Origin of the sequence: Roseovarius sp. THAF8 (assembly GCF_009363735.1) — a bacterium.
GTDB lineage: Bacteria > Pseudomonadota > Alphaproteobacteria > Rhodobacterales > Rhodobacteraceae > Roseovarius.
The window spans coordinates 3,544,369-3,570,536 of the sequence record NZ_CP045410.1 but is presented as its reverse complement, the minus strand read 5'-3'; the positions used below and the strand labels follow the sequence as shown (position 1 = coordinate 3,570,536).

Sequence of the window (26,168 nt, the reverse complement as noted above, 5' to 3'; positions counted from 1 at the left end):
ACGCCTGCCGAAAACCCTCGGCAAGCCGCGCCGGTTTGAAAGACGCTCCGTCCGGCCTATGCTATCACCCTGACATGGCAGAGAAGAAATCCCGACTGGACTACTGGCGCGAGACCCGTTTCCTCGGAATCGTCTCGGATATCGGCAGTTTCCTCTACTACACGATGCGCCGCTTCGTCAGCGACGGCCTGGGTCAGGCCGCCGGCGCGCTGACCTACTCCACCCTGCTGGCCCTCGTGCCGCTTCTCGTCATCGCCTTCGCCGTGCTCTCGGGCTTTCCCGCCTTCGACCCGGTCAAGATCCGGATGCAGGAAATGTTCTTCGGCATCCTCGTTCCCGAGGTCGGCTCGGACGTGCGCACCTACATCTCGGATTTCACCAGCAATGCCAGCGACCTGACCGTCGCCGGCATCATCGCCCTCCCGGTCACGGCGGTGCTTTTGCTGTCGACCATCGAGGCCACGCTGAACCAGGTCTGGCGCGTCTCCCGGCCCCGGCCGCTGGTGGTCCGCCTGCTAACCTTCTGGGCGGTGCTGACGATGGGGCCGCTGCTGATCGGGGCCAGCTTCACCCTGACCACCGACATGATGCGCCCGCTCCAGGACTGGGCACGGGACGCGGGCTACATCCCCGCCGTCCAGCTGCGGGCCGACTGGCCGCGCAAGGTGCTGGCGCTGGTCAACACCACGATCGTCTTCACCCTGCTCTACTGCGTCGTGCCCGCGGTGCAGGTGCGCATCCGCAATGCCGTCATCGGCGGCGCCTTCGCCGCGGTGGCCTTCCAGGTGCTGCAATGGGGGTTCAACACCTTCGTCACCTCCTCCTCGACCTATTCCACCGTCTACGGCGCGGTCGCCATCTTTCCGATCTTCCTGCTCTGGGTCTACTCGTCCTGGACGGTGATCATCCTCGGCGCCCTGCTGGCCGCCTCCTTCCCCGACTGGTGGCGCCGGCGCGACGCGCTCTCGGGCGAGGAACTCAGCCCCGCCGAAACGCTCGAAGTGGCGGTGGCCCTTCTGGCGGCATTGGCGCGCAAGGCGCCCGAGGGCAAGTCCCTGCCCCCCGACGACCTGGCCGAGGCCGTGCCGGTCCTGGCCCGCGATTCCGTGCTCCAGGCCCTGCTCGACGCCAATTACATCGTCGAAACCGAAGACGCCAAGCTGTGCCTCGCACGCGATTTGCACCGCGTCAGCGTGGCCGAACTGGCCCACGACATCGGCCTCAGCCTCGGCGGCGTGCGGGACCTCTCCGGCCGCCCCTCGCTGTCCCAGGTGATCGAGTCGACCGGCACCCTGCCCGACCTGCTGGCCCGCCTGCGCAAGGCCGAGGACGACATCCTCGACCAGCCCATCGCCTCCGTCATCGCCGGTCGCGACCCCGGCACCGACAACACCTCCGGCGCGATCAAGCTCTACTGAGACACGCGATCGCCGGACCGCGGGATGGCGAGCCAACGGTGTGACGGCGCACTTTATTCCTGCTTTATCCGCGCACGCCTTGGTCTGAACTTCAACATGCCCCATATCGCCAGCCCGTCTGGGCGGCCCCCCTTTCGGCGATTGCGTGCAATCGCCTTTCGGTCAGCGGACGATCGCGTGGCGGGCCTGAAGGCCCTTGATTCCACGCGATCCACGCATTGTAGGGTGGGGTTCCACCCCACCACACCCCAGTCCACCCGTCCCGGACCCGATCCGGGACCTCGCGGCTCCCGTCCCGCGCCTACCCCTTGGGCCGCTTCACCTTCATCCGCTCCATGTCGTCCGTGATCGGAATGAACTCGTCGGTGTCTCCCGGCGGCAGCCTGAACGGCCCGCCATCCCAATCGGCGGCCTTCCAGGCCTTTTTCGCCGCCTCGATCTTCTCGATGTCCGACGACACGAAATTCCACCAGATATACCTTGGCCCGTTGAACGTCTCACCGCCCAGCGCCATCACCCGCGCGCCTTGCGGCCCCGCCTTGACGCTCATCCGGTCGCCCGGCCGGAACACCATCATCCGGCCCGCCTCGAACACCTCGCCCGCGATCTCCACGCTGCCTTGCGTCACGTAAAGCCCCCGGTCCTCGTGCTCGTCCGGCAACGGAAACGCCGCGCCCGGCGCCAGCACGGCATCGGCATAGAAGATCTCGGATTGCATCGTCACCGGGCTTCTCTCGCCCCATCCCGTGCCCAGGATCAGCCGCACCTCCGCCCCGCCATCATTCAAAAACGGCAGCGCCGCCTCCTTGTGATGCTCGAAATCCGGCGCCATGTCCTCGCGGTCCTCGGGCAGCGCGATCCACGTCTGGATCCCGAAGAGGTTATGCCGCGTGCCCCGCGTCTCCGCGCTGGTGCGCTCGGAATGGGTCACACCCTGCCCCGCCAGCATCCAGTTCACCTCGCCGGGATAGATCATCTGGTGCGTGCCCAGGCTGTCGCGATGCTCGAACTCGCCCTGATAGACATACGTCACCGTCCCCAGCCCGATATGCGGATGCGGCCGCACGTCGATCCCGCCTTCGGTGATGAACTCTGCGGGCCCCATCTGGTCGAAAAAGATGAACGGGCCGACCATCTGCCGCTCCGGGCTCGGCAACGCGCGCCGCACCTCGAAACCGCCCAGATCCCGCGCCCGCGGGATGATCAGCGTCTCTATGCCATCCAGTCCCGCGGCATCGGGGCAATCGGGGTTCTGCGTCGGATTCCAGCTCATCTCGCTCTCCTGTCTCAGGTCAAGTGGCGCGCCAGCGCCTTCACTTCCTCGGGCCGTATCTCGTGCCCGCCGTCATGGATCACCGTCTCGATTTCCGCGCCCTGCGCCGCCAGCCACTCTATCAGCCGCGCACTCAGCGGCCAGGGACAGATCGGATCGTGCCGCCCCGCCGTGACAAGCACATGTCGCCCGTCCAGCCCCGCGACAGCCTCCGGCGCCCACGGGATCAGCGGATGCAGCAGACCCACCCGGTCGAACAGATCCGGCCGCGCCATCACGACCGAGGCCAGTATATTCGCCCCGTTGGAATAGCCGAAGCCATATGTTTTGATGCCCGGATGCTCTGCCTTCCGCGCCTCCACGAAGCGCACCATCGCTTGCGTGCGCCGCGCAAGGTCGTCCATGTCATAAACGCCCTCATCCGTGCGCCGGAAAAACCGCGCCGCGCCGTGCTCCGACACGTCGCCCCGGGGCGAAACGATACCCGCCCCGGGGTTCACCTGCCGCACGAGGTCGAAGAACTGCGTCTCGTCCCCGCCCGTGCCGTGAAAGGCAAAGACCAGCGGCGCGCCCACATCGGGCGCCCGCGTTTTCGCATGGTAAAGATCCAGCGCCATCGCCTTACTCCACCAGCTTCGGCAGATGCGCCTCGATCTTGGCGCGGTGCGGCTCGTAGCGGTCCGGCAGTTTCAGCGCCGAACCCAGGTTCGCCGTATCCTCGTCCCGGTCGAACCCCGGCTCGTTGGTCGCGACCTCGAACAGCACACCGCCCGGCGTGCGGAAATAGATCGACCAGAAATAGTCACGGTCGATCACCGGCGTCACGTCGTACCCTGTGTCCACCAGCCGCTTGCGCACAGCGAGCTGCGTCGCGCGGTCCTCGACCGAAAACGCGATATGGTGCACCGATCCCGCGCCTTGATGCGCCGCCTTTGCGCTCGGCGCCTCCAGCAGGTCGATCGTGTCGGCCGCATTGCCGCCCTCGACCACGTACCGCGTCAGGTCGCCTTCGGTGTCCATCTTCTGATACCCCATGAAGCGCAACAACTCGCCCGTCGCATCCGCATCCCGCAGCGCAAACCGCGCGCCATGAAAGCCCAGGATCGCGGCAGTTTCCGGCACGTCCGCCCCCGTCCAGGGCGTCCGCCCGCGCACATCCGTCTCCACCAGCGCGAAACCGTCGCCATCCGGCCCATCAAAGCTCAGACGCTTCTCGCCAAAGGCCTCGCCCTCGGCCAGCCCGGTCACGCCCGCCGCCGCCAGTCGCTCTTTCCAATAGCCCAGCGCGCCATGCGGCACGGCAAACTCGGTCACGCCCACTTCGCCCACGCCCCGCGTGCCGCGCGGCATCTGGCCGAATGGGAAGGTCGTCATCACCGCCCCCGGCGTGCCCACCTCGTCGCCGAAATACAGGTGATACACCTCCGGCGCGTCGAAATTCACCGTGATCTTCACCCGGCGCAATCCCAGCACCCTGGTAAAGAAAGCGTTGTTGTCATTCGCATCGCCCGCCATCGACGTCACGTGATGCAGGCCCTTGATCTCGGTAATCATCCTGTCGCCTTTTCGGTTGAGGAACTGTTACCGTGCAATCTGGGGCAATGACCCTCGCATGAGAATAGCAACAAACTTGCATAGACTATTGCGCATGATGCAATAATAGCGTCATGCAGGATATCAAACCCATCCGCGTCTTCCTCGAAGTGGCCGAACGCCGCAGCTTTGCCGCCGCTGCCCGCGCGCTCGACATGACCCCCTCCAGCGTCACGCGCATCGTGGCAAAACTGGAAGACAGCCTTGGCCAGCAACTCCTTCTGCGCACCACCCGCAAGGTCTCGCTCACCGATGCCGGCGCCGTGGTGGCCGCCCGCTACCGCCCCCTTCTGGCGGAACTCGACGCCACCACCGACGCGCTGATGCACGCCGCCCACCCCGACGCCGGCCGCCTGCGCCTCAACGCGCCCATGTCGCTGGGCCTGCGCCTGATGCCGGGCCTGATCGCCGCCTTCCGCGACGCCTATCCCCGGATCGACCTCAACGTCACCCTGACCGACCGTTTCGTCGACATCATCGAAGACCCCTATGACCTGTCGATCCGCATCTCCGGGCCTCCGTCCGACAAATCCACCATCTGGCGCAAGATCTGCGAGGTGCCCCGCCACGCCGTCGCCGCCCCCTCCCTCTTTGCGGGCACCACGCCGCCCACCGATCCCGCCGACCTGCCGCGCGACCTGTGCCTGTCCTACAGCGCCACAGCCACGCCCGAGACGTGGGAGTTCACCCGCGACGGGGCCAACCGCTCCGTCCAGGCGGGCAGCCGCCTGATCACCAACAACGGCGACCTGCTCTGCCAGGTGGCCCGCCTGGGCCAGGGCATCACCGTGCTGCCCGACTTCCTCGTGGCCGACGATCTGGCGGCGGGCGAGGTCACGATCCTTTTGCCCGACTGGCAGGTCAGCCCGCTCTGGCTCACGCTCTTTTACCCGCCCTACGAGGCATTTCCCCCGCTGGTGGCCACCTTCACCACCTTCTTCGAAGACTACATCCGCCGCACGGCACCCGTCTTCTTCCGCTTCGCCTGAGAAGGCCCTGCACAAAAATCCAGCAGTTCCGGCGCCTTAGCCAAGCCCGCTCAGCCCCCGGCAACTGTCTATCTTGCCAGCCCCGCGTCCGCCTGCTTCTATGAAACGCCGGAGGTGAACATGTCATCAGACCCTTTCTTCGACGAAATGTGGGGCACGTCGCAAACCCTGCGCGATCCCTATGCCACGTTCCACCAATGGTTCGACGCCGAGGACCCCGCCCGCCTGCGCGCCAAGCAGCGCGAGGCCGAGGATCTCTTTCGCCTGACCGGCATCACCTTCAACGTCTACGGCCGCGCCGAGGCTGAGGAGCGGCTCATTCCCTTCGACATCATCCCGCGCATCCTGTCGGGCAACGAATGGTACAAGCTGTCGCGCGGCATCGAACAGCGCGTCCGCGCGATCAACGCCTTCCTGCACGACATCTATCACAAGCAGGAAATCGTGAAGGCCGGCCGCCTACCCGCCGAGATGATCGCCCGCAACGAGGCCTTCCTGCCCCATATGATCGGGGTCGAACCGCCGGGCGGCGTCTACACCCACATCGTCGGCATCGACGTGGTCCGCACCGGCCCCGGCGACTTCTTCGTGCTCGAGGACAACGCCCGCACCCCCTCGGGTGTCAGCTACATGCTGGAAAACCGCGAAACCATGCTCCAGATGTTCCCCGAGCTGTTTTCGCGCAACCGCGTCCAGCCGGTGCAGAACTATCCCACCAACCTGCGCCGCTCGCTCGCCGCCTGCGCGCCCGAAATTACCAAGGACGCGCCCGTGGTGGCCGTTCTGACCCCCGGCATCTACAATTCCGCCTATTTCGAACATGCCTTCCTGGCCGACCAGATGGGCGTCGAACTGGTCGAAGGCAACGATCTGCGCGTGGTCGACGGCCGCGTCGCCATGCGCACCACGCGCGGCTACACGCCCATCGACGTGCTCTATCGCCGCGTCGACGACGACTTTCTCGATCCGCTCAACTTCAACCCCGACAGCCAGTTGGGCGTCGCGGGCATCATGGATGTCTACCGCGCGGGCGGCATCACCATCGCCAACGCGCCGGGCACCGGCATCGCCGACGACAAGGCGATCTACTCCTACATGCCCGACATCGTCGAATTCTACACCGGCGAACAGCCGCTTCTGCCCAACGTCCCCACCTGGCGCTGCTCGGATGCCGACGACCTGGCCTATGTCCGCGAACACCTCGCCGAACTGGTGGTGAAAGAGGTTCACGGTTCCGGCGGCTACGGAATGCTCGTCGGCCCCGCCGCGTCGAAAAAGGAAATCGCCGACTTCGCGAAAAAGCTCGACGCCAAGCCCTCGAACTACATCGCCCAGCCCACGCTCAGCCTGTCCACGGTGCCGACCTTCACCGCCAAGGGCCTCAGCCCGCGGCACGTCGACCTGCGCCCCTTCGTGCTGGTCAATCCCGATGGCATCCAGATCACGCCCGGCGGCCTGACACGCGTGGCGCTCAAGAAAGGCTCGCTGGTGGTGAACTCGTCGCAGGGCGGCGGCACCAAGGACACCTGGGTGCTGGAGGACTGACATGCTGGGCAAAACCGCAAACGGCCTCTTCTGGCTCTTCCGCTACCTCGAACGGGCCGAAAATACCGCCCGCCTGATCGAGACCGGCCAGCGCATCGCGCTGACCCGCCTGGGCGACAGCGCGTCGGAATGGCGCTCGGTACTTCAATCCGCCGGCGTCTGGCCCGCCTTCGAGGCGGCCCGCGGCGAGGTCACCAAAGAGGCCGCGATCAACTGGCTGCTGCGCGACCGCGGCAACGCCTCGTCGGTCTATTCCTGCATCTGCGCCGCGCGGCAGAACGCGCGCCTGGTGCGCACCGCGCTCACCGGCGACATGTGGGAGGCGATCAACAGCGCCTACATGAACGCCCAGGAAAACCTTGGCCGCCAGGTGGCCGAACGCGACCTGCCCGGCTGCCTGCGCACCCTGCGCCAGAACACCTCGCTGGTGCGCGGCATGACCCACGGCACCATGCTGCGCGGCGAACGCTACGATTTCGCCCGGCTCGGCACGTTCCTCGAACGCGCCGACAACACCGCGCGCATCCTCGACGTGAAATACTACGTCCTGCTGCCCTCGGCCCGTGCCGTAGGCTCCGCGCTCGACAACGTGCAATGGGAAACCATCCTGCGCTCGGTCGCCGCGCGCGGCGGCTTCCGCATGGAATACGGCGCCGATTCCGGCCCGCGCGACATCACCCATTTCCTGATCCTCGACCAACGCCTGCCGCGCAGCCTCGCTTTTTGCGCCGCCCAGCTTCAGGAAAACCTGCGCAGCCTCAATGCCGGCAACGCGCACCCGTCGGACGCCATGAAAAAGCTCGACTTCATCAACCGCAAGTACCTCGCCCACGAGGTCGATGCGATCTTCGACTACGGCCTGCACGAATACATCACCGAGATCATCGCCCTGCTCGCCGACCTGGCGCAGGAGATCGAGCGCGAGTACCGCTTCTATGAGTGACCCCATGCACCTGCACATAAAGCACATCACGCGCTACCGCTTTTCCGGCCCCGTGACCTATGGCCTGCAACAGCTGCGCAAAACGCCCAAGACCACGCGCGCCCAGCAGATCCTGACCTGGTCCACCAGCATCGAGAACGGCCGCAAGGAGGCGGACTTCACCGACCACCACAACAACGCGGTCGAACTCATCAGCTTCGACCGCGACACCACCGAACTGACCGTCACCAGCCAGGGCGAAGTGGTGCTCGAGGATGTCAGCGGCGTGCTGGGCCGGCACCTGGGCCCCGCGCCGCTCTGGCTCTACGAACAGGCCACCAAGCGCACCGAGGCCAAGTCCGGCGCCCGCGCCCTCATCCGCAAGGTCGACGAGCCCGACCCGCTCGACCGCCTGCACGCGCTCAGCAAGACGATCCGCGACAGCGTGGCCTTCCAGGTCGGCGCGTCCGAGCCCAGCTGGTCCGCCGAGGACGCGATCAGCCACGGCAAGGGCGTCTGCCAGGACCATACCCACATCTTTCTGGCCTGCGCCCGCGCCATGGGCTTTCCCGCCCGCTACGTCTCGGGCTATCTCATGCTCGACGACCGCACCGCCCAGGACGCGATGCACGCCTGGGCCGAGGCGCATGTCGAGGCGCTGGGGTGGGTTGGCTTCGACATATCCAACGGAATTTCCCCCGACACACGCTACGTCCGCGTTGCAACGGGTCTCGATTACGCGGATGCTGCGCCCATCACAGGCACCAGAATCGGCGGCCCCGAGGAACGCCTCGAGGTCGAGATCGACGTCATCCAACAATAGCGAAGGACGGGCATGACATATTGCGTGGGAATGGTTCTCGACCGGGGCCTCGTGTTCATGTCGGACACCCGCACCAATGCCGGGCTGGACAATATCTCGACCTTCAAGAAGCTGACCACCTGGGAAAGCCCCGGCGACCGCGTCATCACGCTTCTCTCCGCCGGCAACCTCGCCACCACGCAGTCGGTGATCAGCCTGCTGGACGAGCGCTCCAAGTCCCCCGGTGACCGCACACCGTCCCTGCTGGGCGTCCCCTCGCTGTTCCAGGCCGCTCGCATGGTGGCCGACACCCTGCGCGAGGTGATCGAACGCACCGGTGAGTCAGGCCAGCGCGCGGAAGGCACGTTCAACGCCACCATCATGCTGGGCGGCCAGATCGCCGGCAGCCCGCCGCGCCTGTTCCTGATCTACCCCGAGGGCAACTTCATCGAAGCCGGCGACGACACCCCCTTCTTCCAGATGGGCGAAACCAAGTATGGCCGCCCCATCCTGGTGCGCGCCTTCGATCCCGACCTCAGCTTCGAGGCCGCGATGAAGCTTCTGCTGGTCAGCTTCGACTCCACGCTCAAGGCCAACCTGACCGTCGGCGCGCCGTTCGATTTCCACATCTACGAAACCGACAGCTTGACCATCGGCCAGACCGGCCGGATAGAGGCCGACAGCCCCTGGTTCGAGGCCGTCTCCAAGGGCTGGGGCGAGGCGCTGAAGAACGCCCTCGACAGCCTGCCCGACGTCAAGCTGTCGGACCTCGGCTAGCCGCGTCACGTAGGGTGGGTGAAAACCCACCGCCCCGGCCAATCCGGTTGAAACCCCCCGCATTAAATGCACATTCAGGGTCAACGACAGGAAAAGGACGACCCATATGCTGCCCGAGACGATGAAAACCGTGGAAATGCGCGAACCCGGCAAACCCGACGTGCTGGAGGTGGGCGAACGCCCCGTTCCCGCCCCCGCGCCGTCCGAAGTGCTCATCAAGGTCACCGCCACGGGCGTCAACGGCCCCGACCTTGTCCAGCGCCGGGGGCATTACCCGCCGCCCAAGGGCGCCTCCGACCTCCTGGGGCTCGAAGTCTCGGGCGAAGTGGCCGCCGTCGGCGACAGCGTCTCGGGCTGGGCCGTGGGCGACGCGATCTGCGGCCTCACCAATGGCGGCGGCTATGCCGAGTACGTGGCCGTCGACGCCACCCATTGCCTGCCCATCCCCAAGGGCATGGACACCACCGATGCGGCGGGTATCTGCGAGACCTACTTTACCGTTTGGTCCAACCTCTTTCTCGACAGGCCCCCGGCCCCCAAAGACCTCCTGCTCGTCCATGGCGGCGCGGGCGGGATCGGCTCCACCGCGATCCAGCTTGGCCGCGCCCTGGATTGCCGCGTCTTCACCACCTGCACCGGCAAGGATGACATCGACTATGTCACCGAACTCGGCGCCGAACGCGCCATCGACTTCAAGACCGAGGATTTCGTGCCGATCGTCCGCGAAGCGGGCGGCGCCAATCTCATCCTCGACATCATCGGCGGCGATTACGTGGCCCGCAACATCAAAGCCGCCCATGCCGACGCCCGCATCGTGCAACTCGCGTTCAACGGCGGCTCGAAGATGGAAATCGACCTGATGCCGGTGATGCTCAAGCGGCTCACCTATACCGGCTCGACCCTGCGCTCGCGCCCCGACACGTTCAAGACCCGCGTGGCGCAGGACCTCCTGGAAAAAGTCTGGCCGCTTCTGGCCGAGGGCACGGTCGGCACCTACACCCACAAGGTCTTCCCGTTCGAGGAAGCGGCGGCGGCGCACGCCTTGATGGAATCCGCCACCCACCGCGGCAAGATCCTCCTGCGCCCCTGAGTCCCGTCGCACCTGAGTCGCGTCGGACCGGCCAGGACTTTTGCAGAAAAAGTCCTGGCAAAAGTCTTCAAGAGACTTTTGCACCGCGCCCTTCGTCAATCCCGCCAGGCCGGGAAATGCGCACCGACGCGTTACCTCCAGCGATACCGACGCAATACCGACGTCCCGTTTTCGACCTAAAACGCCTCCGTTAACCAAGGCGTTTCGCCTTTGAGCCGGGGCGTCGGTCAAAGGCGAAATTGGATAATGCGCCGCGTTTCAGGCGGCATATCTGGTTCAGGTTTGCCGCGCAACGTTTTGATCCTGAACGGAAAAGGGCAGCGCATGACCCGCGCCGCCCTTGACCTTCAACCACCGTTAACTCCGCGGTGATATCCCTTGTTTTACTCGCCGGTGATGGACGCGGCGCCGACCTTTTCGATCAGCTTTTCATGCGCGACCTTCTGGTTCTCGTGGAACGTGGCGAGGTCCTCGCCCTTCATCATCGTCTCGCAGGTCAGACCGTCGGACTTGCAGAATGCCTGCCATTCCTCGCTGTCGAACAGCTCCTGGAACAGGTTGGTGTACCATTCCACCGCTTCCGGATCCATGTCCGGCGGGCCGTTCACGGAGCGCTGCATGTAGTATTCGATCTCCACACCCAGTTCCTTGGCCGTCGGCACATCCGGGAAGGCCGGCATGCGTTCGGCGGTGAACTGCACCAGCGGCTTGGTGTTGCCCGCGCGGAAGAACTCCATCTGCTCGGCGGGATTGTTGACGGTGCTATCTATCTGATTGCCAACAAGGTTTTTCGCCACCGTGCCACCACCCGGGAACGGGATGTAGGTCACGTCATAACCGAACTCGGCTTCCATCATCGCGGTCAGAACGCTGTCTTCCTGGCCCGACCCGGTGCCGCCGACCTTCCAGTCCTTGCCCGCCTCGGACACGACGGCGTTGAAGCTCTCGAGATCAGTGATGTCATCGCGGTCCGTGTTGACCCACAACAGGAACGTGTCCATCGCCATCAGCCCGATCGGGGTGAACTCGGTCACGTCGACGCCCAGATCCTCCTGGATGATGGGCGTGGTGTAGAAGCTGTTCAGCGTCATCATCACCACGTGGTTGTCGCCCGCCTTGTCCTGCAGATAGCGCAGCGCCTCGGCGCCCGAACCGCCCGGCTTGTTGATCGGGATGAAGGGGCGCGGGCTCAGGTCCTTCTTCTGAATAAGGCCCTGCAACAGCCGCGCGATCTGGTCAGCGCCGCCGCCGGTGCCGGCCATGATGATGAACTCGACCGGCTTTTTCGGCTGCCATTCCGCCAGCGCTGCCGGCGCCGTCAATGCCAGTGCGGACGCACTCGCAACAAGTAGCTTAAAGGTATTCATGGTTATCCTCCCTGTTGGTTTCCGGTCTTGGCCGGACTTGAGCCGATCCTCCTAATCAGCTGGCGATGTATGCAATGGTATTTAATTGCATACAGAAACCATTGCGTGAAATAAAATTTCGCACCACGGCAACAAATAACATGTCCAGACTCATTGCAAGGATTTCTTCGCCTTGCCGGCCCGACTGCCGTGAGCATCGAGGAAAATGGCATTCGGAAAACCTGAAAAATACTTGGTAACAGATAGTTACGACATATTATTCACGCGATACTTCAGCACATATCAAAAGGGCAGCCCGCCTTTCGGACTGCCCTTCCTCGCGCGATCTCACTCCGCCGCGGTTTTCCGCGGGTCGCCCACGGCGCCGCTGTCGAGCACCGCCTGCAATTCGTCGCCGTCATAGCCCAGCACGTCGCGCAGGATCTCCACCGTGTGTTCGCCCAGAAGCGGCGAGCGGGTCACCTCCACCGGGCTGTCGCTCAGCTTGATCGGGCAGCCCACCGACGCGTATTTGCCGCGCTTGGGATGATCCACATCGACGATCGTGCCCGTCGCCCGCAGCCCCTCGTCCTCGATCAGTTCCTTGGTCGACAGGATCGGGCCCACGGGAATGTTCAGCGGGTTGCAGATGTCCATCACCTCGAACTTCGTCTTGGTCATGGTCCACTCTTCAATGGCCCCGAAGATCTCGTTCAGCTTGTCCAGCCGCTCGGGCGGCGTGGCATAGCCCTCCTGCGTCTTCCATTCGGGGCGGCCGATCACGTCGCAGATCTGCTCCCACACCGCGGCCTGGGTGATGAAGTAGGTGTACGCGTTGGGGTCGTCCTCCCAGCCCTTGCACTTCAGGATCCGCCCCGGCTGGCCGCCGCCCGAGTCGTTTCCCGCGCGCGGTGTCGCCTCGCCGAACTCGATGCCCTCGCCGTACTGGCTGTATTCCTTCAGCGGGCCCGCCTCCAGCCGCTGCTGGTCGCGCAGCTTGACGCGGCAGAGGTTCAGCACCCCGTCCTGCATCGGCGCCAGCACCTTCTGGCCGCGGCCCGTGCGCTCGCGCTGGAAGAGCGCCGTCATGATGCCGAGGCAGAGATGCAGGCCGGTGCCCGAGTCACCGATCTGCGCGCCCGTCACCAGCGGCGGGCCGTCGCGGAACCCGGTGGTCGAGGCCGAGCCGCCGGCGCATTGCGCCACGTTCTCGTAGACCTTGCAATCCTGGTACTTGCCGGGGCCGAACCCCTTGACCGAGGCCATGATGATGCGGGGGTTGATCTCCTGGATCCGCTCCCAGCTGAACCCCATCCGGTCGAGCGCGCCGGGCGCGAAGTTCTCGACCAGCACGTCGCATTCCTCGATCAGGCGGGTCAGCACCTGCTTGCCGGTCTCGTTCTTTGAATTGAGCTCGATCGAGCGCTTGTTGTGGTTGAGCATGGTGAAATAGAGGCTGTCCGCCCCCGGCACATCCACCAGCTGCTGCCGCGTGGCGTCGCCCACGCCGGGCCGCTCCACCTTCAGCACATCCGCCCCGAACCACGCCAGAAGCTGCGTGCAGGTCGGACCCGACTGAACATGCGTGAAGTCCAGAATCTTGATGCCGTCCAATGCTTTCATCAGGTCATTCCCCCATGTTTTTCGTGATTCCCGCGCGGGTCCAGACCTCGCGCACGTGGTCATGCAGGCGCATCGTATGGTCGCGTACGCGAGCCCCGGCGAGGTCCGCATCGCGCGCTTCCATCGCCTCGATGATTTCCATGTGATCCGCCACCGATTGCGGCACGCGGTCTTCCTCGGCCATGGACCGGCGGCGCACGGCGTGCATGTGCACGAACAGGTTCTCGGCCATGCTGGACAGCAATTCGCAACCCGAAATTTCCAGTATCTTCTGGTGAAAGCGGATGTTGTCATCGGAGTATTCCGCGATATCCGCGCCGGTCTTGGAGACCGAGTATTTCGCGGCTATCGTGCGCAGGCTCGTGATCTCGCGGTCCGTGGCACGCTCGCAGGCCAGCCGGGCGGCCATGCTTTCCAGCGCGGCCCAGGCGATGATCATCTCCAGGATATCCGACAGCGTCTTGCGCTGCACGAAGATGCCGCGACGGGGGCGGACCTCCAGAAGGCCTTCCTGTTCCAGCCGTACCAGAACCTCGCGCAGGGGGGTGCGCGAGACGCCCAGCTGGTCCGCCAGGCTGCGTTCGTCCAGCCGCAAGTCCACGCTGTCGGAATAGATGTCCATCTCGAGAATCGCTTCCCGCATCCGGTTATAGATGTGGTCCTTGAGCGTGACCGACGTGTCGATCGGATTGAGTTTCATGACGGCCCACCACGTTTGAGTCGTTAAATCCGTAGTCTGGTATACCACGAACCAACGCAAATCAACGGCAAACTTCCGCGGATGCAGCAAGAATACCGCCCTGTCGCGGGGCAGACCGCCTTTCCCGAGGGTCAAAACAAAAGGGCCGGGAAACCCCCGGCCCTTCGAAAATCATGATTTCGGTGCGGATTATTCCGCCGCCACCGCCGCCTCGGCCTTCTCCACCCGCACGGCCGAGTACTTGAACTCGGGGATCTTGCCATAGGGGTCGATGGCCGGGTTGGTGAGGATGTTCGCCGCCGCCTCGACATAGGCAAACGGCATGAAGACCATGTCCGGCGCAATCGCCCGGTCGGCGCGGGCCATCACGTCGATCGAACCGCGCTTGGTGGTGATCCGCACCATGCCGCCCGGCTCGACGCCCAGCTTGCGCAGGGTCGAGGGATGCAGCGAGCAGTTCGCCTCGGGCTCGACCGCGTCCAGCACGCTGGCCCGGCGGGTCATCGACCCGGTGTGCCAATGCTCCAGTTGCCGGCCGGTGGTCAGAACCATCGGATAGTCCGCATCCGGCAGGTCGTCGGGCGGGATCACGCTGGCCGGGGTGAACCGGGCACGGCCCTCGGGGCGCGGGAAGGCATCGCCGAACACCACGGCCTGGCCGGGGTCCTCGGGGCTGAGCGACGGGTAGGTCACCGCCTCGCGTTCCAGCCGCTCCCAGGTGATGTTGTCGAGACTGCGCATGTTGATTGCCATCTCGTTGAACACTTCGCTGGGATGCGTGTAGGTCCAGTTCAGACCGCAGCGCTTGGCCAGTTCGACCTCGATCCACCAGTCCTCTTTCGCCTCTCCGGGCGGCGGCACCGCCTGGCGCAGCATCTGCACCGTCCGGTTCGTGTTCGACACCGTGCCGGACTTTTCATAAAGCGCCGAGGCCGGCAGGATCACATCGGCATAGTTGGCCGTTTCGGTGATGAAGATGTCCTGCACCACCAGGTGATCCAGCATCGCCAGCGCGTCGCGGGCATGTTCGACGTCCGGGTCGCTCATCGCCGGGTTCTCGCCCAGCACGTACATCGCCTTGATGTGACCCTCGTGCACCGCATCCATGATCTCGGTGACCGTCAGGCCCTTCTCGCTGCTGAAATCGCCGGAGTCCCAGACTTCGGTGAACGCCTTGCGTACGCCATCGTCCGTAACCGACAGGTAGTCGGGCAGGAACATCGGGATCAGGCCCGCGTCGGAAGCGCCCTGCACGTTGTTCTGGCCGCGCAGCGGGTGAAGGCCCGTGCCCGGACGCCCCACATGTCCACACATCAGCGCGAGGCTGATCAGGCAGCGGGAATTGTCCGTGCCGTGGATGTGCTGGCTGACGCCCATGCCCCAGAAGATCATGCCGGACTGCGCCGTCGCGAACTCCCGCGCGACCTGCCGCAGCGTTTCGGCGGGGATGCCGCACAGTTCTTCCATCTTCTCGGGCGGGAACTGCGCCAGATGCGCCTTCTCGGCCTCCCAGTTCTCGGTGAAGGCCTCGATATACTGCTGGTCGTACAGCTCTTCCTCGACGATCACATGCATGATCGCGTTCAGCATGGACACGTCCGCGCCCGGCTTGAACTGCAGCATGTGGGTCGCGAAGCGTTTCATCCCCACGCCGCGCGGGTCCATCACGATCAGCTTGCCACCACGCTTGGTGAACTGCTTGAAATAGGTGGCCGCAACGGGGTGGTTCTCGATCGGGTTGGCCCCGATGATGATCGCCACGTCGGCATTCTCGATCTCGTTGAAGGTCGCGGTCACCGCGCCGGAACCGACGTTCTCGATCAACGCCGCGACCGACGAGGCATGGCAAAGCCGCGTGCAGTGGTCAACGTTGTTGTGGCCGAAACCCTGGCGGATGAATTTCTGGAACAGGTAGGCCTCTTCGTTGGTGCATTTCGCACTGCCGAAACCGGCCACCTCGCGGCCCCGGCCCTTCAGGCCGTTTGCCGCCACGTCCAGCGCCTCGTCCCAGGAGGCCTCGCGGAAAAAGTCGCGCCAGTTGCCCGGATCGACGTTCAGCCCCTTGGCCGGCGCATCGTCGCGCCGGATCAGGGGCTTGGTCAGACGGTGTGAGTGGTGGATATAGTCATAGCCGAACCGGCCCTTGACGCACAAGCGCCCTTCATTCGCAGGGCCATTGATGCCCTCGACATATTTCACCTTGTCGTCCTTGACCTTCAGGCTGATCTGGCAGCCCACACCGCAGAAAGCGCAGACGCTCTCGACCTCGCGGTCATAGTCGGCGCTGTCGCCCACCTGGGCGTCATCCACCACGGTGGACGGCATCAGCGCGCCCGTGGGGCAGGCCTGCACGCATTCGCCGCAAGCCACGCAGGTGCTTTCGCCCATCGGGTCGTCGAAATCGAACACCGGAAAGCTGTCATGCCCGCGACCCGCCATGCCGATCACGTCATTGACCTGCACTTCTCGGCAGGCGCGGACGCACAGGTTGCACTGAATGCAGGCATCCAGGTTGACGCTCATGGCGACGTGGCTGTCATCCAAGAGCGGCACGCGGTCCTGTTCCAGCTTGGGAAAGCGGCTTTCCGACACGCCGGCCAGCTTGGCCATATCCCAAAGGTGGCTCGACTTGTCATGCGCCTTTTCCGGCTCGGGCTGGTCGGCGACCAGCATCTCCATCACCATCTTGCGCGCGGTCTCGGCTCGGTTGGAGTCGGTCGTGACCTTCATGCCCTCGCTGGGCTCGCGAATGCACGAGGCGACGAGGTTCCGCTCGCCCTCGACTTCCACCATGCAGGCGCGGCAATTGCCGTCGGGGCGGTACCCCGGCGCGGGCTTGTGGCACAGATGCGGAATCTTCAGACCCCGGCCATTGGCCACCTCCCAGATGGTCATGCCCTTCTCGGCTTCGACTTCCTTGCCATCGAGTGTGAACTTGATCGTGTCGGTCATGTCTTACACCTCGTCCGGGAAATGTTTCATGGTCAGGCGAATGGGGTTGGGCGCAGCCTGCCCCAGGCCGCAGATCGACGCGTCGACCATGGTCTGGCTCAGCTCCTCCAGCAGCGACTGATCCCATTTGTCCGCCTGCATCAGCTTCACGGCCTTTTCACAGCCGACGCGGCATGGCGTGCATTGGCCACAGCTTTCGTCCTCGAAGAACTTCAGCATGTTGATCGCCGCCTCCTTGGCGCTGTCCTTGTCGGACAGGACGACCACGGCAGCCGAGCCGATAAACGACCCATGCGGCTGCAACGTGTCGAAATCCAGCGGCACGTCATCCATGTGCGCGGGCAAGAGGCCCGAGGACGGACCGCCCGGCTGATAGGCTTTCAAGGTGTGACCGTCCAGCATCCCGCCGGCGGCCTCGATGATGTCGAGGATGGTGGACCCTGCCGGCAGCAGGTGCACGCCCGGGTTCTTGACCCGGCCCGACACCGAGTAGGAGCGCAGGCCCTTGCGGTCGTTCTTTTCCACGCTCGACAGGATTTCGCCGCCCTCGCGCAGAACGCGGGTCACCCAGTAGAGCGTCTCGACGTTATTCACCAGCGTCGGCTTGTTGTAGACGCCGACCTGCGCCACGAAGGGCGGGCGATGGCGCGGCAGGCCGCGCTTGCCTTCGATCGATTCGATCATCGCGCTTTCTTCGCCGCAGATATAGGCCCCGGCGCCGCGGCGCAGTTCGATATAGCCTTGCTCGACGATACCCGCCTCTACCAGCGCCTTGATCTCCTTGGCGAGGATCTTCAGCACTGCGGGGTATTCGTCGCGCATGTAGATAAAGCAGGTCTTCGCCTCGACCGCCCAGGCGGCGATCAGCATGCCCTCGAGGAAGAGGTGCGGCGTGCGCTCCAGGTAATAGCGGTCCTTGAACGTGCCCGGCTCGCCTTCGTCACCGTTGACAGCCAGATAGCGCGGCCCGGCCTCGGCCCGGACGAAGCCCCATTTCTTGCCCGAGGGGAAACCCGCGCCGCCAAGCCCGCGCAAGCCCGAATCCAGCAAGGTCTGCTGAATGGTCTCGAACTCGCCACTCTTGCGGATCTCCGCCAGTTTGTCGTAACCGCCCTCCGCCTTGTAGGCGGCGAAATCTTCATACTCGGGCACATGCGTGTGGGTGTCGCCCGCGGAGATCGCCGCCTCGACCTTCTCCACCGTCGCGTTGTCGATGTGGTTGTGATCCAGCTCCAGGACCGGCGCCGTGTCGCAGCGCCCCATGCAGGGCGCGCGCAGCACACGGACTTCGCTGGGGTCCATGCCGTCTTCCAGCGCGGCCTTCAATTGTTGCGCCCCCGCCAGCTCGCACGAGAGCGAATCGCACACCCGGATGGTCAGTGCGGGCGGCGGAACCTCGCCTTCCTTGACGACGTCGAAATGCGCGTAAAACGTTGCAACCTCATAAACTTCAGCCTGCGCGATGCGCATTTCCTCGGCCAGCGCGCGCAGATGCGCTGCTGACAGGTGGCCAAACTTGTCCTGAATCAAATGCAGGTATTCGATCAGCAGATCACGCCGCCGGGGCGCATCGCCCAGAAGGTCGCGAACCTCTTCCCACGCCTGATCCTCGAGCTGCCGGCCTTTGGGCGTACGCCGCCCCTTGCCTTTGCCCGACTTCCAGACGCCGCTGCGATCATCAAGTGCCATGTGGACCCTCCCGTTGCTGGGAGCACACTAAAGCATACCATTTTCAATCAAAATTCGTATGATTCAAACCCACGATAAGCGGGCCTTATCGCAGAACTTCTTTCAGCGCCTGCACCGTGCGCAATGCAGGGCCACGATCCGCCGTCACGAGGCTGAGGGATTTGTGCACTTCGGGCTCCACCAGCGGCAGGATGCGCACCGACCTTGGCGCGCCGGTATTCTCGACCAGCACCTTCGGCACCACCGTTGCCGCCGCGCCCTGGATCGCCATCACCACGCCCGCCGTCAGGCCCGACAATTCCGCCACGACGCGCGGCCGCGTACCCACATCCTGGAACACGGTGTCGATGATATGCCGGTTCTGCATTCCCGGCTCCAGCAAGCAAAGCGGCAGCGCCCCCGCCTCTTTCCAGGTGATCTCGGTCTTGTCGTCATCCACCATCTGCGCCGGCACCAGCAGCACGTATTCCTCGTCGTCGATCGGCATCACTCTCAGAAAACTGTGAATGGCACTCTCGGAGTTGGCGCTGTCTGTATAGGTGATCCCCGCATCGTAGGTGCCGGCCTCCAACCCGTGCAGGATGGCCAACGAGTTCATCGTCTTGACCCGCACGGTGATCCCCGGATTGGCCTCGCGCAGACGGATCACCGTCTTGGCCGCAAGCGCCGTCGCAGTCGGGATTACCGCCAGCGACAGGACACCTGTCACGTCCCCCGGCTCGGCGCTGAACTCGGTCTCCAGCCGCTTCACATCCTCGAGGATCTGAAGCGCGTGGCGCACGATGCTCTCGCCGTCGGGCGTCAACCCCTGAAAGCGGTTGCCCCTATGCACGATCTTGGTCTCGAGGTGCTCTTCCAGCTTAGCGATCCGCATGGAAAACGCAGGCTGCGACACGCCGCATTCCTCGGCGGCGCGGGCAAAATGCTTCTGCCGCGCCAGCGCGGTCAGAAATTGCAGGTCTTTGAGGTCAAGCACGCGCGCTCCATCTTCGGCAGCCAGTCGTGCCGCGTTAAATCAAGCCCCGCGCCGGATGTCTATTCAAACCGGCACGTTGCCGGATCACACCGGGCTGTCCACCTGACCGAATATCTGCGCCGCGTGTTTCGCCAGGTAAATGCGCAGCCAGGGCGTATAGATGTCCGGCATGCTTTGCGCCCACTCGGCCAGTTCGTCCAGATCGACCCAGGCCGTGTCGATCACTTCATCCGGGTTCGGATGCACGCCGATACGCTCCCGCACCGTCGCCACGAAGACATCGACCAGTTCATGCTCGACAAGGCCGCCGCCGACATCGGCGCGGTATTCGATCTGGTCGCGGTAGTCCAGCGCCAGGCCCTCGATGCCCAATTCCTCGTTCAGCCGCCGCACCGCGCAGGCCTCGGGGTCTTCGCCCCAGTTCGGATGGGTGCAGCAGGTATTCGCCCACAGCCCCGGCGTGTGGTACTTGCTGAAAGCGCGCCGCTGGATCAGCACGTCGTTGCCGCAAAGAACGAAGACGGACACGGCCTTGTGCCGCAGTCCACGCTCGTGCGCCTCCAGCTTTTCGACGGCCACCAGGTCGCCACCGATCCATGTCGGGATCATGACGCTCATGTATAGCCCGCCGGCACCAGGCGCGTCAGGTGCGCCAGGTTCTTCAACCCGATCTTGAGGTGGGCCATGGGGCGGGCCTTGACCAGTTTCTTGTTCATGTACGCCTCGAAGGTCAGACGCTGCACGTCGACGTCATGGCACAGCGACACGAACCGTTCGCGCCGCTCGTCCGACTTGTAATAGGCATTCTGCATCGACGCCAGCACCCGGAACACCGTCTTGTGCTCTTTCATGAAAAGCTGACGCGCCAGCCGCAGGTCCTTGACCCGCCCCGAGGCCAGGGTCGCCACCGCCGCCGTGGCCGCAACGCGCCCGCCGGCCATGGCATAGTATATTCCCTCGCCCGAACTGGGTGCAACCACACCCGCCGCGTCCCCGGCCAGGACGACATCCTTGCCATTGTCCCAGCGGTCCAGTGGCTTCAGCGGGATGGGCGCGCCTTCCTTGCGGATCGTCTCGCAGTCCGCCAGCCCGCTGGCGATGCGCAGATCGGCGGTGGCCTGTTTGACATCCACCTCCTTGACCAGCGATCCCATGCCGACGCTGGCCGACTTGCCATGCGGAAAGACCCAGCCATAGAAATCTGGGCTGATCCGGCCGTCATAGATCACGTCGCAGCGGGCCGGGTCGTACGCGCCCACCTTGCCCGGGGCCGCGATGATCTCGTGATAGGCGATGACGTAGGGAATACGGTCCCCGCCCTCGACCTCGTCGCGCGCCACGTTCGACCGCGCGCCATCCGCGCCAATCACCAGCTTGCAGGGCAGGTCACGCTCGGCTCCGCTGACCTTGTCGCGATAGACAACCTTGACCTGACCATTTCCGCGTTCGATCCGCTTGTAGGTTCCCGTGGCCAGAACCGCGCCGGCCTCTTCGGCCCGAGCGCGGAGGAACTCATCGAAATCCTCGCGGTCCACCATGCCGACAAAGCCGTTCTCGATGGGGATATCCACCTTGCGTCCGGTCGGAGAGATCATCCGCGCGGTGGTGATCTTGGCCACCAACAGATCCTCCGGAATGTCGAAATCCGCGATCAGACGCGGCGGGATCGCCCCGCCACAGGGCTTGATGCGGCCCGCCCTGTCCAGAAGCGCCACCTTGTGCCCGGACCGCGCCAGATCCTCGGCCGCCGTGGCCCCGCTCGGGCCGCCTCCGACTACCACAACGTCAAACATCGCTCATTCTCCCGGTTGCAGCAGCGGCGCGTAGGGCCGGTGCAGGATGCGCACCGCGACCAGCGCAGCGGCCAAGAAAAGCACGGCCTCGAGACCGAAGACGGCGGCATAGGCCGCGCCGTCGCTCATGAAACTCCGCGCCACGTCGAGGGTGCCCGTGGCGATCAGCCCGGCCAGACCGGCGGCCACCGCCTGGGCGGCACCGAAGACGCCCATCCGCGTGCCGGTCGCGCCTTCCTGCGCTGCAGCAAGGCGCATCATGGACCCGATGGCGCCCACGACGAACAGGCCGTTGCCCAGCCCCAGGATGACCGTGAACGGCACCAGCGCCGCACCCGCGCCAAGGCCCATCAGGCCCACCGCAGAGACCACGCAGCCGATGACGGCCCATGTCCGCAAGCTGCCCAGCCTGAACGTCGAAAACGCTCCGGCCAGCAGCATCCCCAATAGCGCAGCACCGTCCTTGCCACCCGACAGCTTGGTCGACTCGTCGGGTGTCAGCCCGTGGATATGGCCTGCGAAAGGCTCCAGCACCAATTCACTAAGGTAGAAGGCTAGGATCGACAGGAATACGAACCCGGTAAAGGCCTTCGCCGCCGGGTCCCCCCAGGTTGCTCTCAACGCGGGACCCAAGTTCGGCTCCTGCGGCGCAGGGACGGATCCCAGACGTCTTTCCACGCCCCAGGTCGCAATCAACGTCGCCACGAAACAGGCCGCAGCCACGACCGGCACCACCATCATCAGGCGCTCCGGGCTGTAGGGCTTCAGCGCGATGCCCGCACCCACCGACGCCGCAATCGCCCCGGCAATCAGCATCAGCCAGGCGAACGTGGCGGCCGCGCCCTTCTTTTCATCCGGCGCGGCTGTCGCAAGCAGCGCCAGGAAGGACGTCCCCGCGGCCCCGATACCGAAGCCGATCAGCGCGTAGGCCACGATCCAGACCGCAATCGCCACCTGCGTGCTCGGCGCAAAGGCGATTCCCCATGCTGTCAACACCAGCCCCGCGCCCACGACAAGCGTACCGCTCAAGATGAACGGCGTGCGCCTGCCCCTGGCATCCGAGCGATGGCCCCAGACTGGCCGCGACAATTGAACGGCGTAATGCAACGCCACCAGAAACCCCGGCAGCAAGGCGGGCAAGGCCAGTTCCACCGTCATCAGGCGGTTGAACAGGTTGACCGGAAGCGCGGCCATCCCCCCAATCGCGGCATTGGCCAGGCACAAACGCGCGATACCGCCCCATCCCAGGGTCATACCAGCCCCCTCAGGGCGAAAGCCGCCACCATCATTCCGCTGACATAAAGAGTGACGCCCGTGCCGTTGTACCAGGGCGCCCGGCCCTTGGGGTCAGACAAAAGCACCCTCATCGCCCAGACCTGCACCGCCAACAACGCGGCGATGGCGGCGGCGTGCCACACCTGCCCCCAGCCCGCCAGCAGCGCGATCACCGCGACCTGCGGCACGGCCATGATCCAGCAGGCCACCCGTGCCGCGCGCGCCGGACCCAGCGTGACCGGCAGCGACTTCACGCCAGTCTGACGATCTCCCTCCAACGCCTTGAAATCGTTGAGCGTCATGATGCCGTGCGCCCCCACGGCGTAGAGCAGCGCCAGCAGCACGATCTGCCATGCCGGCGCGCCGGACGACAAGACCGCCGCGCCCGTGAACCAGGGCAGTCCCTCGTAGCACAGCCCGACAAGACCCGGCCCCCACCAGCCCGACTTCTTTAGCCGGACCGGCTCGGCCGAGTAGGCCCAGGCCGCCAGGACGCCGAACACTGTCGCGGCAAACCCCCAGGGCCCCAGTGTCGCCCCCAAGGCCAATGCCGCAGCGCTCATGACCAGCGCGATCCACAGGCCCCACCGCCCGGGAATCCGGCCCGACGGGATCGGGCGATACGGCTCGTTGATGGCATCGACATGCCGGTCGCACCAGTCATTGGCCGCTTGGCTCATGCCGCAGACCACCGGCCCTGCAAGCACCATGCCGATCAGCACAAGCCAAGGCGCGGAAAGGACGGGCACGCCGCTGGACACCACGCCGCAAAGATACGCCCAGACCGGCGGGAACCACGTGATCGGCTTGATCAGGGTCAGGACGGCGCGGGCTTCGGGCCAGCGTCGCGGCGCGCGTATGTCTAACGAGACACTCATAGTGTCAAGTATGGTTTACATATCGGATTCGGGAAAGGTCTTTTTTGGCGTTAGGAATGCTTCAACGACCGAACCCCGTCAGACCGGACGTGCCAAAAAGCTTCTTCAAAGCTCTAGCGCGCCTATTCGTCACTATTCGAGTTGATCAATCCGTGCTTGCGCAGCTTGACGTACAGGCTCTGCCGCGACAGACCCAGCATTTCGGCCGCAGCGACGCGGTTGTTTCCGGTCAGTTGCACCGCGGTCTCGATACATAGCTTTTCGATCACGTCCGACGTAGCCGAAACCAGCTCTTTCAGCGACGCCGTACCGACCAGATCCATGACGTTCTTCATGGCCTCTTCGCTGACGACGCTGCCGAATTCCGTCTCACCGGCCTCGTTCATGGCAGTGTTGCGCAGGATGAAACCGAAACCGAAATCCCCGGAGGGATTGCGCAGCCGCGCCACCGATACGTCCACGGTCGCCCGGGTCCCCACAAGGCTGGCGACCTGCGTGGAATAGTTGCGCAACCGCCCCTGCTTGGCCGCCGTTTCCAGCATGAGCTTCGTATCGACCGCCCCACGCACAAGAAAGTCCGACAGGTTGACATCGCGTATATCCCGCAGCTGTGCTGCGTCGGCCATGGTCAGGAACGCCTCGTTCGCATCGCGGATCACGCCCTTGCCGTCCGTGATCACGATCGCATCGCTGGTGGCAGCGTAAAGCGCCCCCATGACCACACCGGATTCCGCAGTCGTCCCCGCCTTGCCGTCTGCCGACCGCAGGTGGCACAGGATGAACAGGTCGCCCGCCGCGCGGAAGAACTCCGGATGAAGCGTCACGTCGCGTTCATTGCGACGGGCCACAAGGTTGATGCCCTGCACCTCGCGAGATCCCGCCGCCGCGCGCATCGCCTCGATCAACTCTTCCCGGCGGCGTCCATCGAACGCCTGCGCCAGCGACGATCCGCTCAGCGTTTCGGGACTTGCCCCCAAGAGCATGGCCGCGGCGCCGTTGAGGTCGCGAATCCGGCCTTTTTCAGGTTCCACCAGAATCAGCGGCGTCTCGGACGCCTGCAGGACCACATTGTAGAATGTCTGCTCACCGCGCAGCCGCTGCTGATCCCGTTCGCGCGCCGTCTGTTCCGCGACAAGACGCTGCTGCACCTCGGCAATCGGCTGCATGTCTCGCCCCAGCAAGAGCAGCCCGCCGTTCCTGTAGACCCTGTGCAGCGTGTAGCGGATGGGGAATTCCCAGGTCGCGTTATCGACGTGGTTCAACTCCAGCGCCCTCGGCGTCATGTCGGGATCGGCCTGCATGGCCGCCACGCGCAAATCGAACTTTTCCTTGCTTTCGAATGTCAGGAAATTCTTGAACGGCCGCCCAACCCAGTGATCGAGGCACCCCAGGGACGGACAGTCCGGGTTGACCGAAATGCCTGCAACCTCGCCTTCGTCGGATACGTAGACGGCCATGTCACCGGCCTGCTCGACGATGTTCTGCACCTCTGTTGGATCGGGCAAGGCTCCCGCACGCAGTCTCTCAGACTTCCGACTCTCTCGGGTCACCAGACCACTCCGCCATTCCCCAAATCAAGGAGCATCAGATCGCGCCGCTGAAAGGCACTGCCTCTGCTGCACTTGACAGCCCACATTTCTCGATCACTTCACGCGCAGTGCGAACCGCATGATCCGCGCCCGTTCTCGAAACGGCCTTTGGATCTACCTCGACAGCTCGCCCCCCGATCACGATAGGTGGCACATAATCAGCATTCGAACGCAGGTAGTCTATGAGTTCAGTGGTTTTTTCAACCGAATTCCGCGTCGCGATCGAAATTCCGATCATCGCGAAGCGGCGGGTGCCCGAAAGCGCGGCCAATTCCTCTTTGGTAAGGCCAATCGCCATGTGCACCCAAAGGCCGTGCCTGCGCAGGTTATCCGCGGCCACGAAGGCCCCAAGCGCGTGCTGCTCGAACTGCGGCACGACCATCAGGGCCGATTGCCCAAGGGGAATGCTCCGGTCGCTCCAACGTCCCGGGAAGTCGGTCTGGTGTTCACGAAACAGGCTCTGCAGCCGCGAGGCGCCGACAGTGACATCGACAAAACTTGCCCGGTCACTGACCCAGAGCTCACCAAGAAATGCCGAGGCCGCGGGGATGTAAGACTGGAAGACCTCTTCGGTGCTGACACCGCTCGCGACAAGCGAGGCCATGACCGCACGGTAGCCGCTGCTCGAGTCGGACATCAGCGCTTCGCACAGCCTCTCGATCCATTGCTCGCGCGTCCGCGGTTCGGCGCGCTCCTTGTTCGATATGACAGTGCGCAGAGCCGACTCCACCAAGAACCGGATGGCCGGCTGCTGGGACTTTGAAAGGCCGTGGCCCCTTGTGTCAGCAGAATCTTCCACGCGCATCTCCCCCGCGTCTGGCAACATGGGTACGTCGCGGTAACGGCGACGCCCAGGTTAACCCTCCCACTGTGCGCCCGCGCGTGTTCAATGTCAATTTTTCCTGACATGCACGCTTAGGGAGATCGCCCAACCCACT

22 protein-coding genes are annotated in these 26,168 nt (G+C 64.6%); 7 read left to right on the top strand and 15 right to left on the bottom strand.

Features of this window, described 5'->3' with window-relative positions; genetic code table 11:
• The first annotated feature begins 74 nt into the window (after positions 1 to 74).
• Positions 75 to 1,418: a YihY family inner membrane protein gene (locus tag FIU85_RS17350; RefSeq protein ID WP_152497779.1), complete on the top strand. Its 1,344-nt coding sequence runs from the start codon at positions 75 to 77 to the stop codon at positions 1,416 to 1,418.
• Positions 1,419 to 1,719: 301 nt separating this feature from the next.
• On the opposite strand, the gene FIU85_RS17345 is transcribed toward FIU85_RS17350, so the two are convergent.
• From FIU85_RS17345 to FIU85_RS17335, 3 genes are read right to left on the bottom strand one after another with little or no spacing between them, the layout of a single operon-like run.
• A complete protein-coding gene (locus FIU85_RS17345) occupies positions 1,720 to 2,691 on the bottom strand; it encodes a pirin family protein (protein ID WP_152497778.1) in 972 nt (323 codons plus the stop codon).
• 14 nt (positions 2,692 to 2,705) lie between these two features.
• Complete coding sequence (locus FIU85_RS17340) at positions 2,706 to 3,308, bottom strand: alpha/beta hydrolase (RefSeq protein ID WP_152497777.1); 603 nt, start codon at positions 3,306 to 3,308, stop codon at positions 2,706 to 2,708.
• 4 nt (positions 3,309 to 3,312) lie between these two features.
• Positions 3,313 to 4,245: a ring-cleaving dioxygenase gene (locus tag FIU85_RS17335; RefSeq protein WP_152497776.1), complete on the bottom strand. Its 933-nt coding sequence runs from the start codon at positions 4,243 to 4,245 to the stop codon at positions 3,313 to 3,315.
• A gap of 113 nt (positions 4,246 to 4,358) precedes the next feature.
• Between FIU85_RS17335 and FIU85_RS17330 the strand changes: the two genes are divergently transcribed.
• The 6 genes from FIU85_RS17330 to FIU85_RS17305 all read left to right on the top strand — a co-directional run bounded on the left by FIU85_RS17330 (position 4,359) and on the right by FIU85_RS17305 (position 10,409).
• On the top strand, positions 4,359 to 5,273 hold the full coding sequence (locus tag FIU85_RS17330; RefSeq protein ID WP_152497775.1) for a LysR family transcriptional regulator: 915 nt from the start codon (positions 4,359 to 4,361) through the stop codon (positions 5,271 to 5,273).
• Positions 5,274 to 5,393: 120 nt separating this feature from the next.
• A complete protein-coding gene (locus tag FIU85_RS17325; protein WP_152497774.1) occupies positions 5,394 to 6,818 on the top strand; it encodes a circularly permuted type 2 ATP-grasp protein in 1,425 nt (474 codons plus the stop codon).
• A gap of 1 nt (position 6,819) precedes the next feature.
• Positions 6,820 to 7,761 carry an alpha-E domain-containing protein gene (locus FIU85_RS17320; protein ID WP_152497773.1) on the top strand — a complete coding sequence of 314 codons (942 nt, stop codon included), beginning with the start codon at positions 6,820 to 6,822 and terminating at the stop codon, positions 7,759 to 7,761.
• Positions 7,762 to 7,765: 4 nt separating this feature from the next.
• Positions 7,766 to 8,563, top strand: a complete 798-nt coding sequence (locus FIU85_RS17315) for a transglutaminase family protein (protein WP_152497772.1) — start codon at positions 7,766 to 7,768, stop codon at positions 8,561 to 8,563.
• A 12-nt stretch (positions 8,564 to 8,575) separates the two neighbouring features.
• On the top strand, positions 8,576 to 9,319 hold the full coding sequence (locus FIU85_RS17310) for a proteasome-type protease (RefSeq protein WP_172978910.1): 744 nt from the start codon (positions 8,576 to 8,578) through the stop codon (positions 9,317 to 9,319).
• Positions 9,320 to 9,425: 106 nt separating this feature from the next.
• Positions 9,426 to 10,409, top strand: a complete 984-nt coding sequence (locus tag FIU85_RS17305) for an NAD(P)H-quinone oxidoreductase (protein ID WP_152497771.1) — start codon at positions 9,426 to 9,428, stop codon at positions 10,407 to 10,409.
• A gap of 383 nt (positions 10,410 to 10,792) precedes the next feature.
• Here the strand turns inward: FIU85_RS17305 and FIU85_RS17300 are convergent, their stop codons facing one another.
• The 12 genes from FIU85_RS17300 to FIU85_RS17245 all read right to left on the bottom strand — a co-directional run bounded on the left by FIU85_RS17300 (position 10,793) and on the right by FIU85_RS17245 (position 26,035).
• Complete coding sequence (locus FIU85_RS17300) at positions 10,793 to 11,776, bottom strand: tripartite tricarboxylate transporter substrate binding protein (protein WP_152493156.1); 984 nt, start codon at positions 11,774 to 11,776, stop codon at positions 10,793 to 10,795.
• 327 nt (positions 11,777 to 12,103) lie between these two features.
• The gene (frc, locus tag FIU85_RS17295; RefSeq protein ID WP_152497770.1) at positions 12,104 to 13,378 is read right to left on the bottom strand and encodes a formyl-CoA transferase; all 1,275 of its coding nucleotides are present in this window, start codon (positions 13,376 to 13,378) and stop codon (positions 12,104 to 12,106) included.
• Between the two features lie 4 nt (positions 13,379 to 13,382).
• Positions 13,383 to 14,078, bottom strand: coding sequence for a GntR family transcriptional regulator (locus FIU85_RS17290; RefSeq protein ID WP_152497769.1), 696 nt, complete (start codon positions 14,076 to 14,078; stop codon positions 13,383 to 13,385).
• A gap of 189 nt (positions 14,079 to 14,267) precedes the next feature.
• Complete coding sequence (gene fdhF, locus FIU85_RS17285) at positions 14,268 to 17,030, bottom strand: formate dehydrogenase subunit alpha (protein WP_152497768.1); 2,763 nt, start codon at positions 17,028 to 17,030, stop codon at positions 14,268 to 14,270.
• A 3-nt stretch (positions 17,031 to 17,033) separates the two neighbouring features.
• The gene (locus FIU85_RS17280) at positions 17,034 to 18,719 is read right to left on the bottom strand and encodes an NAD(P)H-dependent oxidoreductase subunit E (protein WP_152497767.1); all 1,686 of its coding nucleotides are present in this window, start codon (positions 18,717 to 18,719) and stop codon (positions 17,034 to 17,036) included.
• 85 nt (positions 18,720 to 18,804) lie between these two features.
• Positions 18,805 to 19,695, bottom strand: coding sequence for a LysR family transcriptional regulator (locus tag FIU85_RS17275; protein ID WP_152493161.1), 891 nt, complete (start codon positions 19,693 to 19,695; stop codon positions 18,805 to 18,807).
• A gap of 84 nt (positions 19,696 to 19,779) precedes the next feature.
• A complete protein-coding gene (gene idi / locus FIU85_RS17270) occupies positions 19,780 to 20,313 on the bottom strand; it encodes an isopentenyl-diphosphate Delta-isomerase (protein WP_152497766.1) in 534 nt (177 codons plus the stop codon).
• Positions 20,310 to 21,488, bottom strand: a complete 1,179-nt coding sequence (locus FIU85_RS17265; protein WP_152497765.1) for a geranylgeranyl diphosphate reductase — start codon at positions 21,486 to 21,488, stop codon at positions 20,310 to 20,312. Before FIU85_RS17265 ends, idi begins: the two co-directional genes overlap by 4 nt.
• Before the next feature lie 3 nt (positions 21,489 to 21,491).
• The gene (locus FIU85_RS17260; RefSeq protein ID WP_152497764.1) at positions 21,492 to 22,742 is read right to left on the bottom strand and encodes a BCD family MFS transporter; all 1,251 of its coding nucleotides are present in this window, start codon (positions 22,740 to 22,742) and stop codon (positions 21,492 to 21,494) included.
• Positions 22,739 to 23,641 (bottom strand): chlorophyll synthase ChlG, encoded by a 903-nt coding sequence (gene chlG, locus FIU85_RS17255; protein ID WP_152497763.1) that lies wholly within the window; start codon positions 23,639 to 23,641, stop codon positions 22,739 to 22,741. Before chlG ends, FIU85_RS17260 begins: the two co-directional genes overlap by 4 nt.
• Before the next feature lie 122 nt (positions 23,642 to 23,763).
• Positions 23,764 to 25,146 (bottom strand): transcriptional regulator PpsR, encoded by a 1,383-nt coding sequence (gene ppsR / locus FIU85_RS17250; protein ID WP_254702935.1) that lies wholly within the window; start codon positions 25,144 to 25,146, stop codon positions 23,764 to 23,766.
• Positions 25,147 to 25,225: 79 nt separating this feature from the next.
• Positions 25,226 to 26,035: a B12-binding domain-containing protein gene (locus tag FIU85_RS17245; RefSeq protein ID WP_152498298.1), complete on the bottom strand. Its 810-nt coding sequence runs from the start codon at positions 26,033 to 26,035 to the stop codon at positions 25,226 to 25,228.
• Between the last annotated feature and the right edge of the window lie 133 nt (positions 26,036 to 26,168).